The organism is Roseivivax sp., assembly GCF_054552075.1.
Window position 1 is genome coordinate 13359 of sequence record NZ_JBTOLZ010000021.1, and the last position, 12637, is coordinate 25995.

A 12637-nucleotide genomic window follows, 5' to 3' on the forward strand; every position below is an offset into this window, starting at 1 on the left:
CGATGGCCCTGCGGGGCAGGCGTTTGGCGGGCCCGGGGCAGGCCCGCGCATCTTGACAAGCGGTCGCGAGGGGGCGATGCGCCAGACATGACAGGCACCTTGATCCAGGTCGCGCTTGGCGGCGCGCTCGGCGCGCTGGCGCGGCATCTGACCGGGCTCTGGGCGCTGCGGGCGCTGGGGCCGGGCTTTCCCTGGGGGACGCTGAGCGTGAACGTCGCGGGCTCCTTCGCGATGGGCTGCCTCGCCGTGGCGCTGGCCCAGGCCGGCGCGATGCGCTGGGCGCCCTTCCTGATGACCGGGCTCCTGGGCGGCTTCACCACCTTCTCGGCCTTCTCGCTCGACGCGGTGACGCTGTACGAGCGGGGGCAGGCCGGGCTGGCGGCGGGCTACGCGGCGGCCTCGGTGATCCTGTCCCTCGCCGCGCTCGCGGCGGGGCTATTCCTGGCGCGGGGGCTGACGCAATGAGCGGAGTGCAGACGATCACCGTCGGACCGGGCGAGGGCGACCAGCGGCTCGACCGTTGGCTGAAGCGGCTGTTCCCGCATCTCGCCCAGGGCCGGATCGAGAAGATGTGCCGCAAGGGCGAGCTGCGCGTCGACGGCGGGCGGGTGAAGGCCAATCACCGGCTCGAGGTCGGCGCCCAGGTGCGCATCCCGCCGATCCCCGAGCCGGGCGACGTCGCCTCGCGGCCGAAGCCCAGCGTCTCGGAGGCGGATGCCAAGATGATCCGCGCCTGCGTGCTGTTCCGCGACGACCATATCATTGCGCTGAACAAGCCGCCGGGGCTGCCGACACAGGGCGGCTCGAAGCAGACCCGCCATGTCGACGGCATGGCCGAGGCGCTGACCTTCGGCTTCGACGAGAAGCCGCGCCTGGTGCACCGGCTCGACAAGGACACCTCGGGGGTGCTGCTCCTGGCGCGGACCCGCGCGGTGGCCAAGGACCTGGCCGAGAAGTTCCGCGCCCGCGAGACCCGCAAGATCTACTGGGCCGCCGTCGCCGGCGTGCCCGCGCCGCGCATGGGCACGATCCAGATGGGCCTGGTGAAGGCGCCCGGCCACGGCAAGGGCGGCGAGGGCGAGAAGATGCTGCCCGTGCATCCCGACGCGGTGAAGACCACCGAGGGCGCCAAGAACGCCACCACCGATTACGCGGTGCTGTCAGAGCTGGGCAAGCGCGCCGCCTGGGTGGCGCTGGTGCCGGTCACCGGGCGCACCCATCAGCTGCGCGCGCATATGGCGGCGCTGGGCCATCCGATCGTGGGCGACGGCAAATACGGCGGCTCGGGGCAGGAGAACCTGGGCGACGGCTGGGGCGCGCAGCTCGGCGGCGAGATCAGCCGCAAGCTGCATCTGCACGCCCGGTCGATCTCGATCGAGCACCCGGTCTCGGGCGTGCGGCTGAACGTCACCGCGCCTCTGCCCGACCACATGGAGAAGACCTGGGACTACGTCGCCTGGGACCCGATGGACGTGCCGAGCGACCCCTTTTCGGAGGAGGAATGACCCCCGAGCTGCGGCTGGTGGTTTTCGACGTCGACGGCACGCTGGTCGACAGCCAGGCCGACATCCTCTCCGCCATGGGGGACGCCTTCGCCCGGGCCGCGCGCCCGGCGCCCGCGCGCGCCGAGGTGCTGGGGGTGGTGGGCCTCTCGCTGCCCGTCGCGATGGAGACCCTGGCGCCCGAGGAGGCGCCCGAGACCCGCGCCGAGATGGTCGAAGCCTACAAGCAAAGCTATGCCGCGCGCCGCGCCGCGGGCAGTGGGGAGGCGCCGCTTTATCCCGGCGTCGCCGAGACGGTGGAGCGCCTCGCCGAGGTGCCGCATTGGCTGCTGGGCATCGCCACCGGAAAGTCGCGGCGTGGGCTCGACGCGCTGCTGGGCTCGGTGCCTTTCGGGGCGCGCTTCGTGACCACGCAGACCGCCGACCAGCACCCCTCGAAGCCGCATCCCGCGATGCTCGAGGCGGCGCTCTCGGAAACCGGCGTGGCGGCGGAGCGCGCGGTCATGGTCGGCGACACCGCCTATGACATGGAGATGGCCTGCGCCGCGGGGGCGGTGGCCATCGGCGTCACCTGGGGCTATCACCCCCGCGCGCGGCTGACGGCCGCGCATCACCTGATCGACGACATCGCGGCGCTGCCGGCGCTGCTGAACCGGATATGGGGCGAAAGATGAGCGGATGGGCGATGCGGCGCTTCTGGTCGGAGGCGCAAACCGAGGCGGTCGAGGGCGGCTTCCGCGTGCTGCTCGACGGGCGGCCGATCAAGACCCCGGCCAAGGCGGCGCTGGTGGTTCCGACCGAGGCCTATGCCGCGGCCATCGCGGCGGAATGGCAGGCCCAGGGCGATGAGGTCGATCCGACCTCCATGCCGATCACCCGCAGCGCCAATGCCGCCATCGACAAGCTGCGCGTCCAGCGCGCCGAGGTGGCCGACATGCTGGCCGCCTATGGCGACAGCGACCTGCTGTGCTACCGCGCCGATGCGCCGGTCGAGCTGGTGGCGCGCCAGGCCGAGACTTGGGACCCCTATCTCGACTGGGCCGAGGCGCGCTACGGCGCGCGGCTCGCGCCGCGCACCGGCATCATGCATGCGCCCCAGGCCGCCACCGCCCTCGAGGCGCTGCGCGCCGAGGTGCACCGGATCGACGACTTCGGGCTGGCGGCTTTTCATGACCTGGTGTCGCTCACCGGCTCGCTGGTCCTGGGATTCGCCGCCGCCGAAGGGCAGGAGCCCGAGGCGATCTGGGCCGCCTCGCGGCTCGACGAGACCTGGCAGGAAGAGCAATGGGGCGTCGACGAGGAGGCGGCCGAGCTGGCGGCGCGCAAGAAGGCGCAATTCCAGGACGCGCTCAGGGTCTGGCAGCTCTCGCGCGTGCAGAGCGGCGCGGCCGGCGACGGCGGGGCTGCCTGAGCTTTCGGCAGCCTGCGTCCTTTGCCCGATTTGCAGGCTGTTTGGGTTGACCTCGCAGGAGGAATTCGACCAAAGTTCGACACGCTCAGCGGAATTTCGCTTCCGCTCAGTCCAATGCGCGGCCCGGCAAGGGCCGCCGAAAATCCGCCCGGTAACGGGTGGGCAACAGGAAGAGGTAAATATGAAGAAGACCGTATTTCTTGGCGCGTTGACCGTGGCCGGCCTTGCCGCCGGTGCAGCCAGCGCCCAAACGCTGAGTGACGTGCAGGAACGCGGCACTCTGAACTGCGGTGTGACCACCGGCCTGGTGGGCTTCGCCGCACCGGATGCCAACGGCGAGTGGGACGGCTTCGACGTCGCGGTCTGCCGCGCCGTGGCCGCCGCGGTCCTGCAGGATCCGACCGCCGTGGAATTCGTGCCGACCACCGGCAAGACGCGCTTCACCGCGCTGGCTTCGGGCGAGATCGACATGCTCGCGCGGAACACCACCTGGACCTTCACCCGCGACGTCGACCTGAAGTTCGAATTCGTCGGCGTGAACTACTACGACGGCCAGGGCTTCATGGTCCCGAAGGCGCTGGGCGTCTCCTCGGCCACCGAGCTGGCCGGCGCGACCGTCTGCATCCAGACCGGCACCACCACCGAGCTGAACCTCGCGGACTACTTCCGCCGGAACAACATGGAGTACACTCCGGTTCCGATCGAGACCAACGCCGAGGCGCAGCAGCAGTACCTGGCCGGCGCCTGTGACGTCTACACCACCGACGCATCCGGCCTTGCCGCGACCCGCGCCGCCTTCGAGAACCCGGGCGACCACGTCGTTCTGCCCGAGATCATCTCGAAAGAGCCGCTCGGCCCGCTCGTGCGCCATGGCGACAACGAATGGGGCGACGTGGTGCGCTGGACCCTCAACGCGCTGATCGCGGCCGAGGAATACGGCATCACCTCGACCAACATCGAGGAAATGGCGACCAACGGCAGCCCGGAAGTGAAGCGGATCCTCGGTACCGAGGACGAGCTGGGCTCCAAGCTGGGCCTCGACGCCGAATGGGCGCGCCGCGCCATCGCGGCCGGCGGCAACTACGGCGAGCTCTTTGCCCGTCACATCGGCGAGTCGACCCCGATCGGCCTCTCGCGCGGCCTGAACGCGCAGTGGACCGACGGTGGCCTTCTCTACGCACCGCCGTTCCGCTAAGATAGCCTTGCAAGGGGCGCGGGGGGATCCCCGCGCCCCTTCGCGTTTCCGCATCGACGGACCATAACGCATCCAGGCCGGCCAGCGCGGAGCAACCGCGCGGCAGAATGTCCTGGAGAACCTCAGGGATACCCCAATGACGACACTCAGCGATCCTCCGCAGAGTTCGTTCAAGCTGTCCATGCTGCTGAACGACACGCGGTATCGAGCTTATACGTTCCAGTTCATCGCGCTCGTCTGCGTCGCAGCCTTGTTCGCCTACCTGGGCTCGAACCTCGCGCAGAACCTCGAAGACGCCGGGCTGACGATCTCCTTCGGCTTCCTCGGAGATCCGGCCAATTACGACATCAACCAGACGCTGATCGAATACGACAACCAGATGGACCACTGGCGGGCCTCGCTGGTGGGCGTCTTGAACACGCTCCTGGTGTCCTTCCTGGCCTGTATCACCGCCACGGTGATCGGGGTCTTCGCGGGCGTGCTGCGGCTGTCGAACAACTGGCTCGTGCGCCAGCTGATGTCGATCTACGTCGAGGCCTTCCGCAACGTGCCGGTGCTGATCTGGATCATCATCATCTTCACCGTCATGACCGCGGTGCTGCCGGCGCCGCGCGCCTTCCGGGGCGAGGACCCCGAGGCCTCGATGCTCTTCGGCGCCATCGCCTTCACCAACCGCGGGGTCTATATCCCGAAGCCGATCTTCGAGGCCGGCGGCTGGGCGGTCATGCTGGTCTTCCTGGCCGGCGTGGTGGGCGCCTTCGCCTACCGCCGCTACGCCACGCGGCTTCTTTACGCCACGGGCAAGCTGCTGCCGATGGGCTGGCCGGCGCTGGCCATCGCCTTCGTGCCGGCGCTCCTGGTGTTCTTCGCGCTGGGGCAGCCGATCTCGCTTGAGCTGCCCGAGCTCGGCGGCTTCAACTTCACCGGCGGGATCAACATCCTGGGCTCGCTCATCGCGCTCTGGTTCGCGCTGGCGATCTACACCGGCGCCTTCATCGCCGAGAACGTGCGCGCGGGCATCCTGTCGGTGAGCCGCGGCCAGAGCGAGGCCGCCGCCTCGCTGGGGCTGCGTCCGAACCGGATCATGAACCTCGTGGTCCTGCCGCAGGCGCTGCGGGTGATCGTGCCGCCGCTGATCTCGCATTACCTCAACATCACCAAGAACTCCTCGCTGGCGATCGCGGTGGGCTACATGGACCTGACCGGCACGCTGGGGGGCATCACGCTGAACCAGACCGGCCGGGCGATCGAGTCCATCCTCCTGCTCATGGCCTTCTACCTGGCGATCAGCCTGACGATCTCGGCGGTGATGAACGTCTACAACTCCTCCGTGTCGCTGAAGGAGCGCTGAGATGGCCGATACCCACGCCCATTCCGTCCGCTTCGTCCGCGACACCATGCTGCCCGAGCAGGAGCCCCCCGGGGCCGAGCGCGGGGTGGTGAAATGGATGCGCGAGAACCTCTTCTCGACGATCCCGAACGGCATCCTGACGCTGCTGGCGCTCTACTGCATCTGGTGGATGTTATCCTCGGTGATGCCCTGGTTCCTGAACGGGATCTGGGACGCGCCCTCGATCCGCGCCTGCCGCGAGATCCTCGAGGGCCAGCTCGGCGGCTGCTTCGCGGTGCTGACCGAACGCTGGAACCAGCTTCTCTTCGGGTTCCAGTATCCCTCCGAACAGTACTGGCGCCCGACGGTGGCCTTCGTGCTGCTGTTCATCGCCATCGCGCCGGTGCTCTTCCGCAAGGTCTTCCCGGCGCAGATGCTGGTCTTCACCGCGGTCTATCCCTTCCTGGCCTACTGGCTGATCTGGGGCGGCTCGATCCTGGTGCCGATCTTCGCCGCGGCGGGCATCGTCGCGGGCTACCTGACCTACAGCCGGCTGGTCGCGCAGAGCTTCGCCATGGGCTTCTTCGGAGGCATCCTGGCGGCGCTGGTCTTCTGGTTCGTGGTGGGCTTCATCCCGACCGAGGGCATCGTGGCGCTCGAACCCGTCGCTTCGCGGAACATGGGCGGCTTCATGCTGAACCTGATCCTCGGGACGGTCTGCGTGTCGCTCTCGATCCCCTTCGGCATCGCTCTGGCGCTGGGGCGCCGCTCGGACATGCCGATCATCAAGGCGATCTGCGTGATCTTCATCGAGTTCGTCCGCGGCGTGCCGCTGATCACGCTGCTTTTCGTGGCGAATGTGGTCCTGGCCTACTTCCTGCCGCCGGGCAGCAACTTCGACCTGATCCTGCGGGTGATCATCATGATCACCATGTTCGCCTCGGCCTATATCGCCGAGGTGATCCGGGGCGGACTCGCGGCGCTGCCCAAGGGCCAATACGAGGCGGCCGACAGCCTCGGCCTCGACTACGCGCAGGCGATGCGGCTGATCATCCTGCCGCAGGCGCTGAAGATCTCCATCCCGGGCATCGTCAACGTGGCGGTGGGCCTCTTCAAGGACACCACGCTGGTCTCGATCATCTCGATGTTCGACCTTGTGGGCATGATCCGCGGCCCGATCCTCGCCTCGACGGACTGGAACGGCGTCTACTGGGAGCTTCTGGGCTTTGCCGCGCTCCTGTTCTTCGTCGTCTGCTTCGGCATCTCGAAATATTCCCAGTGGCTCGAACGCGAGCTTGCCACGGACCATCGGTAAGGGAGACCCAACATGACAAATGTCGCCACCGATACGCAGGCCGCCGAGAGCAGCCAGATGCAGGTTTCGAACGAGGTCGCGATCTCGATCGAGAACATGAACAAGTGGTTCGGAAGCTTCCACGTCCTGCGCGACATCGACCTGACGGTCTACCGCGGCGAGCGCATCGTCATCGCCGGGCCCTCGGGCTCGGGCAAGTCGACGCTGATCCGCTGCATCAACGCGCTGGAGGAGCACCAGAAGGGCCGGATCGAGGTCGACGGGACGGTGCTGTCCTCGGACATCAAGAACATCGACACGATCCGCTCAGAGGTCGGAATGGTGTTCCAGCACTTCAACCTCTTCCCGCATCTCACCATCCTCGAGAACTGCACGCTGGCCCCGATCTGGGTGCGCAAGACGCCCAAGCACGAGGCCGAGGCCACGGCGATGCATTTCCTCGAGAAGGTGAAGATCCCCGAGCAGGCCGACAAATACCCCGGCCAGCTCTCGGGTGGTCAGCAGCAGCGGGTGGCCATTGCGCGCTCGCTCTGCATGAAGCCGCGGATCATGCTTTTCGACGAGCCCACGTCGGCGCTCGACCCCGAGATGATCAAGAAGGTGCTCGACACCATGGTCGAGCTCGCCGAGGAGGGGATGACCATGCTCTGCGTGACCCACGAGATGGGCTTCGCGCGCCAGGTCGCGAACCGGGTGATCTTCATGGACCAGGGCCAGATCGTCGAACAGAACGAGCCCGAGGAGTTCTTCAACAACCCGCAGAACGAGCGGACGAAGCTCTTCCTGAGCCAGATCCTCGGTCACTGACCGGCGCGATTTTCAAGGTTTCTGCTAGCGGGCGCCCCTCGGGGCGCCCGTTTGTCATTCCACGCCCGGCAGCTCGCGCGGGATGACGAAATCCACGACCCGCCCGCTGCCCGATGCGAGATCCGCCCAGTCCGAGACCTCGAACTCGACCACCAGCGTGGCGCCGGTGGGGTAGTCGTCGAAACGCGCATGGGCGGGCGCGCGGGCGACCAGCGCCTGGGCCAGGAAGGCGATGCCGGGGTTGTGGCCGACCACCAGCAGGGTCTCGGCCTCTTCCTCGCGCAGCGCCTCCAGGATCTCGGCGGGGGCGGCGAGGTAGAGCGCGCGGCTGGTGCGCACCGGGCAGTCAAGGTCGAGCCGGCCCAGCGTCTCCACCGTGCGCATGGCGCTGGAAAGGACCGCGGCGTCGGGCTGCCAGCCCTCCTCGCGCAGCCAGCGCCCCAGCGCGTCCGCCGAGCGGCGCCCGCGCTTGTTCAGCGGCCGGTCGTGATCCTCGAGCCCCTGGTGCCAGTCGGACTTGGCGTGGCGCATGAGGATCAGGCGGCGCATCCGGTCAGCCCCGCGCCGCGCGCTTGGGCAGATCGGCGGGCCGGATCAGCGAGCCCGCCCCGTGTTCGGTGAAAAGCTCCAACAGGCAGGCGTTGGGCACCCGTCCGTCGAGGATCACCACCGCCCGCACACCGTCCTCGATGGCCTTGAGCGCGGTTTCGGTCTTGGGGATCATCCCGCCCGCGATGGTGCCGGCGTCGGTCATCTCGCGGACCTCCTCGGGGGTCAGCGCGGTCACCACCTCGCCCGAGGTGTCCTTCACGCCGGCCACATCGGTCAGCAGCAGCAGGCGGTCGGCCTCGAGCGCGCCGGCGATGGCGCCGGCGGCGGTGTCGCCGTTCACGTTGAAGGTCTCGGCCGGGTCCATGCCGGTCGCCACCGGGGCGATCACCGGGATGATGCCCGCGGCGAAGAGGTCGCGCAGGACCTGCACGTTCATCTCGATCGGGCGGCCGACATAGCCCAGCTCGGGGTCGTCGGCGGTGCAGACCATGAGGTCGTCGTCCTTACCGGAAAGCCCGACCGCGCGGCCGCCCTCGTCCATGATCGCCTGCACGATCCGCTTGTTCACGAGCCCGGTCAGCACCATCTCGACCACCTCGACAGTGGCCTGGTCGGTGACCCGCTTGCCGCGCACGAACTGCGATTCGATCCCGAGCTTGCCGAGCATCTCGTTGATCATCGGCCCGCCGCCATGCACCACGACCGGGTTGATGCCGACCTGCCGCATCAGCACGATGTCGCGGGCGAACTCGGCCATGGCGGCGGTGTCGCCCATGGCGTTACCGCCGAATTTCACCACCACGATCGCGCCGGAATAGCGCTGCATGTAGGGCAGCGCCTCGGATAGGGTGCGGGCGGTTGCGTGCCAGTCTCGCTGCATGTCCTGCGTCTTCATCTGTGGTCCCGGAACGAAGGCTCGGGGACGCTTATCGGGTCTTGCCCGGCGCGACGCAAGGGCCGCTCAGGCGAGGCCCGCGATGATCGCCCGGAGCGTGGCGATGCCGTCGCCCTTCTCGGCCGAGGTCAGGATCAGCTCGGGGTAGGCGGCGGGGTGCTTGGAGAGCTTCTCGCGCACCTGGGCCAGCACCCGGGCGCGGTCCTTCTCCTTGACCTTGTCGGCCTTGGTCAGCACCGCCTGGAAGGTCACCGCGCTCTTGTCGAGCAGGGTCAGGATCTCTTCGTCGACCGATTTCACCCCGTGGCGGGCGTCGATCAGCACGAAGGCCCGGCGCAGGTTCGCCCGGCCCGAGAGATACTGCTTCAGGAGCCGCTGCCACTTCTCTACGACCGGCAGGGGCGCATTGGCGTAGCCATAGCCCGGCAGGTCCACGAGGTAATGGCTTTCGGCCAGGGTGAAGAAGTTGATCTCCTGCGTGCGGCCCGGCGTGTTCGAGGCGCGCGCCAGGCCCTTGCGGCCGGTCAGCGCGTTGATCAGGCTGGATTTGCCGACGTTGGAGCGGCCGGCGAAACAGACCTCGGCGCGGTCGCCCTCGGGCAGGCCGTCCATGGCGACGACGCCCTTGAGGAAGTCGGCGCCCCCGGCAAAGAGCTTGCGGGCGTCCTCGAGGACCTGCGGGTCGGGCTCTTCGGCCACGGGGAAGGGCAGGCGGTCGGTCATATCCGGGCGGCCCCGTCGCCAAGGGCGATCTCGCCGGGCTCGAGCACCTCGGCCCGGACCGAGAAGTCGCGGTGCCCCCAGTGGTCCAGCGCGCCCAGCGTGTCGGCATCGCTTTCGCCGGTCTCGGGGTTGGCCGTGGTGGCGCGGCAGCGGTCGGTGCGTTCGACCACGCGCAGCCGCGCCGTGCCGACCCGCAGCTCGCGGCCGATCCAGTCGAACTCTTCCCAGGGCGCCAGCCCGTCGAGCCAGAGATTGCCGCGCCAGCGGTGGATCGAGAGCTTCTGCCCGATCCGGTCCTCGACCGCGCGGTGCGAGCTGAGATTGCAGAGCGTCACCGAGGGGAAATCGCTGTCGGTCATGGCGCGGGTCTCGGCCCTGACCAGTCGCGCGGGCGCGGCGCGCCCTTCGGCCACCAGTGGCGCGAGCCAGTCGACGATGCGCGCGCCCTCGGTCTCGGGGCGGGCGCTCAGGTCGGGCAGGTCGGGATGTGACAGGGTGATCGTGCCGGAGGCGTCGTCGAAGGCCGCCGTGACGGCCATGAGCTTCAGCGATTGCGCGACGCGGGTGAAGTTCTGGCAGGGCGCCCAGGCCGTGCCGTCGGCCTTCGAGGCCTCGTGCGCCACGGCCCAGGCCCGGTCCCAGGGCAGGCCCTGGCCGGGCTCCAGCGCCACCCGCGCCAGGGCCTCGCGGCCCAGGCTCTTGATCGGGTGGCGCCAGATCGAGGCGATCTGCCCGGTCATGTGCTGTCGGCGCCCTTCTTCTTCTTGAAGCCCGACAGGATGTTGCCCAGCACGTCCGGTTTGTAACCCTGGCTGCGCATGATCGCATACTGCTGCGAGAAGGTGATCGTGTTGTTGGCGATCCAGTAGACCACGAGGCCCGAGGCGAAGCTGCCCAGCATGAACATGAAGACCCAGGGCATCCAGGCGAAGATCATCGCCTGCGTCGGATCGGTCGGCGCCGGGTTCAGCTTCTGCTGCAGCCACATCGAGACGCCGAGCAGGAGCGGCAGGATGCCGATGAAGATCAGAGCCAGGATCGAGCCTTCCGGCGGCGCGCCCCAGGGCAGGAGGCCGTAGAAGTTGAAGATCGAGGTCGGATCCGGCGCCGAAAGGTCGCGGAACGGCCCGAAGAAGGGCGCGTGGCGCAGCTCGAGCGTGACGAAGATCACCTTGTAGAGCGAGAAGAAGATCGGGATCTGCAGAAGGATCGGCAGGCAGCCCGAGGCGGGGTTCACCTTTTCCTTCTTGTAGAGGCCCATCATCTCCTGCTGGAGCTTCTGGCGGTCGTCGCCGGCGCGCTCCTTGATCTTCTCCATCTCGGGCTGAAGTTCCTTCATCTTCGCCATGGAGACATAGGACTTGTAGGCCAGGGGCAGCAGCAGCGCCTTGATCAGCAGCGTCAGGGTGATGATCGCCACGCCCATATTGCCGATCAGCTCGTTCAGCTCGTGCAGGACCCAGAAGATCGGCTTGGTGAGGAAGAAGAACCAGCCCCAGTCGATGGAATCGACGAAGCGGTCGATGCCGGTCGCCTGGTATTCGCGGATGGTCTCCCATTCCTTGGCGCCGGCGAAGAGCCGGGTGGTGACCTCGGAGGTGCCGCCGGCGGCGAGGTCCACGGTCGGGAGCACCGCCTCGGTCTGGTAGATGTCGCGGGCCGCGTCGTATTTCGCCGCGGCGCGGAAGCCGCTGCCGGGGGCGGGGATCAGGGTCGACATCCAGTAGTGATCGGTGAAGCCGATCCAGCCGTCCTCGCCGACCTGCAGGCGCTCGGCCTGGGCGTTGCCCTCGCTCGGCAGGTCGGTCATGTCGCCCCAGCCGATCTCGGTCAGCTCGCCATCGGACATGGCGATGGCGCCCTCGTGCAGGATGAAGAAGTTCTTGGCGTTCACCGGTTCGCCGTGGCGCGCCAGGATGCCGTAGGGGGCCAGCCGGCGGGCGTCGCCGGTGGGGTTGTCGACCGACTGGGTGACGGTGAACATGTAGTTCTCGTCGACCGCGATCTGGCGGCGGAAGATCAGCCCGGCGGGGCTTTCCCATTCCAGCACGACCGGGCTGTCGGCGGTCAGGGTCTCGCCTTCGGCGACGCGCCACTCGGTGTTGGGGCCGGGCACGTCACCGGCGGTCAGACCCTGGCCTGGGGCCCAGCCGTAGAGCGCGTAATACGACTGGTCGCCGCCCACCGGGTTGAAGAGCGAGACGATGGCCGAGCCCTCTTCGATGGTCTCGGTGTAGTCCTTGAGCTTGAGGTCGTCGATCCGGCCGCCGCGCAGCGAGAGCGAGCCCTTGACCCGCGGGGTGTCGATGGCGACGCGCGGCGCGTCCTCGGCGGTCTGGGTCGCCGCGGAGGTGGTCTGGGCGCTGCCGGCGCCTTCGGCGTCGGGCGCGCTGCCCGGGACCGAGGCGGTCGAGGGCGCCTCGGCGGGGTCGCCCGCCTGGCTTTCGGTGACCGCGGGCGCGTTCGGATCGGTCGGTGTCTCCGGCGGCGGGAAGAGCACGAACCATATGAGGATCACGACGAAAGAGAGGGCTGTCGCGATGAGAAGGTTCTTGTTCTGATCGTCCATGTCCGACCGGTCCTGACTTGCTGCAAGTGGCTCGGGTTCAACAGGGCGGGGCCCTGAAGGTCAAGTCGATTCGAGGTGAGCGGCTGGTGTGGCGGAGCCGCGCGCCTTCGGTGGCGCGGCGGGGGGCAGGGGGGTGCGGGTGTTGGTAGGTTAGGTGCGGTGAGCGCAGGCGGAGTGGTGCGGGGCGCTGGCAGGTGGCGTGTCGCGGTGAGCGTTGTGCGAGGCTCCGGGGGGCTCGCCGCCGGAGAAGGGGGCGTAAGTGCTTGGCAGTGCCCGTGCGGCTACCCACCGGACTGGCGCGCGGCAGGCGGCGCGCTCCGACTTGCTGGGCGCCGCAC

Annotated in this window: 13 protein-coding genes; 8 read left to right on the forward strand and 5 right to left on the reverse strand. The window is 68.5% G+C overall.

The window, feature by feature from the left end; all coding sequences use genetic code 11:
• The first annotated feature begins 87 nt into the window (after positions 1-87).
• The 8 genes from crcB to ACX938_RS14945 all read left to right on the forward strand — a co-directional run bounded on the left by crcB (position 88) and on the right by ACX938_RS14945 (position 7560).
• Positions 88-465: a fluoride efflux transporter CrcB gene (gene crcB / locus ACX938_RS14910; protein ID WP_232755323.1), complete on the forward strand. Its 378-nt coding sequence runs from the start codon at positions 88-90 to the stop codon at positions 463-465.
• Positions 462-1505: an RluA family pseudouridine synthase gene (locus tag ACX938_RS14915; RefSeq protein ID WP_459431654.1), complete on the forward strand. Its 1044-nt coding sequence runs from the start codon at positions 462-464 to the stop codon at positions 1503-1505. The genes crcB and ACX938_RS14915 overlap by 4 nt, the downstream gene beginning before the upstream one ends.
• The gene (locus ACX938_RS14920; RefSeq protein WP_459431655.1) at positions 1502-2176 is read left to right on the forward strand and encodes an HAD-IA family hydrolase; all 675 of its coding nucleotides are present in this window, start codon (positions 1502-1504) and stop codon (positions 2174-2176) included. Before ACX938_RS14915 ends, ACX938_RS14920 begins: the two co-directional genes overlap by 4 nt.
• Positions 2173-2913, forward strand: coding sequence for an ATP12 family chaperone protein (locus ACX938_RS14925; protein WP_459431656.1), 741 nt, complete (start codon positions 2173-2175; stop codon positions 2911-2913). Before ACX938_RS14920 ends, ACX938_RS14925 begins: the two co-directional genes overlap by 4 nt.
• A gap of 181 nt (positions 2914-3094) precedes the next feature.
• Positions 3095-4108, forward strand: coding sequence for an amino acid ABC transporter substrate-binding protein (locus ACX938_RS14930; protein WP_232755319.1), 1014 nt, complete (start codon positions 3095-3097; stop codon positions 4106-4108).
• 136 nt (positions 4109-4244) lie between these two features.
• Entirely contained in the window at positions 4245-5459 is a 1215-nt protein-coding gene (locus tag ACX938_RS14935; RefSeq protein ID WP_232755318.1) for an amino acid ABC transporter permease, read from the forward strand.
• Between the two features lies 1 nt (position 5460).
• Positions 5461-6753 carry an amino acid ABC transporter permease gene (locus ACX938_RS14940; protein ID WP_232755317.1) on the forward strand — a complete coding sequence of 431 codons (1293 nt, stop codon included), beginning with the start codon at positions 5461-5463 and terminating at the stop codon, positions 6751-6753.
• 12 nt (positions 6754-6765) lie between these two features.
• Positions 6766-7560 (forward strand): amino acid ABC transporter ATP-binding protein, encoded by a 795-nt coding sequence (locus ACX938_RS14945; protein WP_459431657.1) that lies wholly within the window; start codon positions 6766-6768, stop codon positions 7558-7560.
• A 54-nt stretch (positions 7561-7614) separates the two neighbouring features.
• Here the strand turns inward: ACX938_RS14945 and ACX938_RS14950 are convergent, their stop codons facing one another.
• The 5 genes from ACX938_RS14950 to yidC form a co-directional block, all read right to left on the reverse strand.
• The gene (locus tag ACX938_RS14950; protein ID WP_459431658.1) at positions 7615-8109 is read right to left on the reverse strand and encodes a SixA phosphatase family protein; all 495 of its coding nucleotides are present in this window, start codon (positions 8107-8109) and stop codon (positions 7615-7617) included.
• 4 nt (positions 8110-8113) lie between these two features.
• Entirely contained in the window at positions 8114-9007 is an 894-nt protein-coding gene (gene argB, locus ACX938_RS14955; protein WP_232755315.1) for an acetylglutamate kinase, read from the reverse strand.
• Between the two features lie 66 nt (positions 9008-9073).
• The gene (yihA, locus tag ACX938_RS14960) at positions 9074-9730 is read right to left on the reverse strand and encodes a ribosome biogenesis GTP-binding protein YihA/YsxC (RefSeq protein ID WP_232755314.1); all 657 of its coding nucleotides are present in this window, start codon (positions 9728-9730) and stop codon (positions 9074-9076) included.
• On the reverse strand, positions 9727-10470 hold the full coding sequence (locus tag ACX938_RS14965; protein ID WP_459431659.1) for an MOSC domain-containing protein: 744 nt from the start codon (positions 10468-10470) through the stop codon (positions 9727-9729). The genes yihA and ACX938_RS14965 overlap by 4 nt, the downstream gene beginning before the upstream one ends.
• Positions 10467-12299, reverse strand: coding sequence for a membrane protein insertase YidC (yidC, locus tag ACX938_RS14970; RefSeq protein WP_459431660.1), 1833 nt, complete (start codon positions 12297-12299; stop codon positions 10467-10469). Before yidC ends, ACX938_RS14965 begins: the two co-directional genes overlap by 4 nt.
• Positions 12300-12637 lie beyond the last annotated feature (338 nt).

Excerpts from the sequence above, each read along its gene's own strand:
- crcB (WP_232755323.1), top strand. The coding sequence starts at position 88 with ATGACAGGCACCTTGATCCAGGTCGCGCTTGGCGGCGCGCTCGGCGCG.
- ACX938_RS14915 (WP_459431654.1), top strand. The coding sequence starts at position 462 with ATGAGCGGAGTGCAGACGATCACCGTCGGACCGGGCGAGGGCGACCAG.
- ACX938_RS14920 (WP_459431655.1), top strand. The coding sequence starts at position 1,502 with ATGACCCCCGAGCTGCGGCTGGTGGTTTTCGACGTCGACGGCACGCTG.
- ACX938_RS14925 (WP_459431656.1), top strand. The coding sequence starts at position 2,173 with ATGAGCGGATGGGCGATGCGGCGCTTCTGGTCGGAGGCGCAAACCGAG.
- ACX938_RS14930 (WP_232755319.1), top strand. The coding sequence starts at position 3,095 with ATGAAGAAGACCGTATTTCTTGGCGCGTTGACCGTGGCCGGCCTTGCC.
- ACX938_RS14935 (WP_232755318.1), top strand. The coding sequence starts at position 4,245 with ATGACGACACTCAGCGATCCTCCGCAGAGTTCGTTCAAGCTGTCCATG.
- ACX938_RS14940 (WP_232755317.1), top strand. The coding sequence starts at position 5,461 with ATGGCCGATACCCACGCCCATTCCGTCCGCTTCGTCCGCGACACCATG.
- ACX938_RS14945 (WP_459431657.1), top strand. The coding sequence starts at position 6,766 with ATGACAAATGTCGCCACCGATACGCAGGCCGCCGAGAGCAGCCAGATG.
- ACX938_RS14950 (WP_459431658.1), bottom strand. The coding sequence starts at position 8,109 with ATGCGCCGCCTGATCCTCATGCGCCACGCCAAGTCCGACTGGCACCAG.
- argB (WP_232755315.1), bottom strand. The coding sequence starts at position 9,007 with ATGAAGACGCAGGACATGCAGCGAGACTGGCACGCAACCGCCCGCACC.
- yihA (WP_232755314.1), bottom strand. The coding sequence starts at position 9,730 with ATGACCGACCGCCTGCCCTTCCCCGTGGCCGAAGAGCCCGACCCGCAG.
- ACX938_RS14965 (WP_459431659.1), bottom strand. The coding sequence starts at position 10,470 with ATGACCGGGCAGATCGCCTCGATCTGGCGCCACCCGATCAAGAGCCTG.
- yidC (WP_459431660.1), bottom strand. The coding sequence starts at position 12,299 with ATGGACGATCAGAACAAGAACCTTCTCATCGCGACAGCCCTCTCTTTC.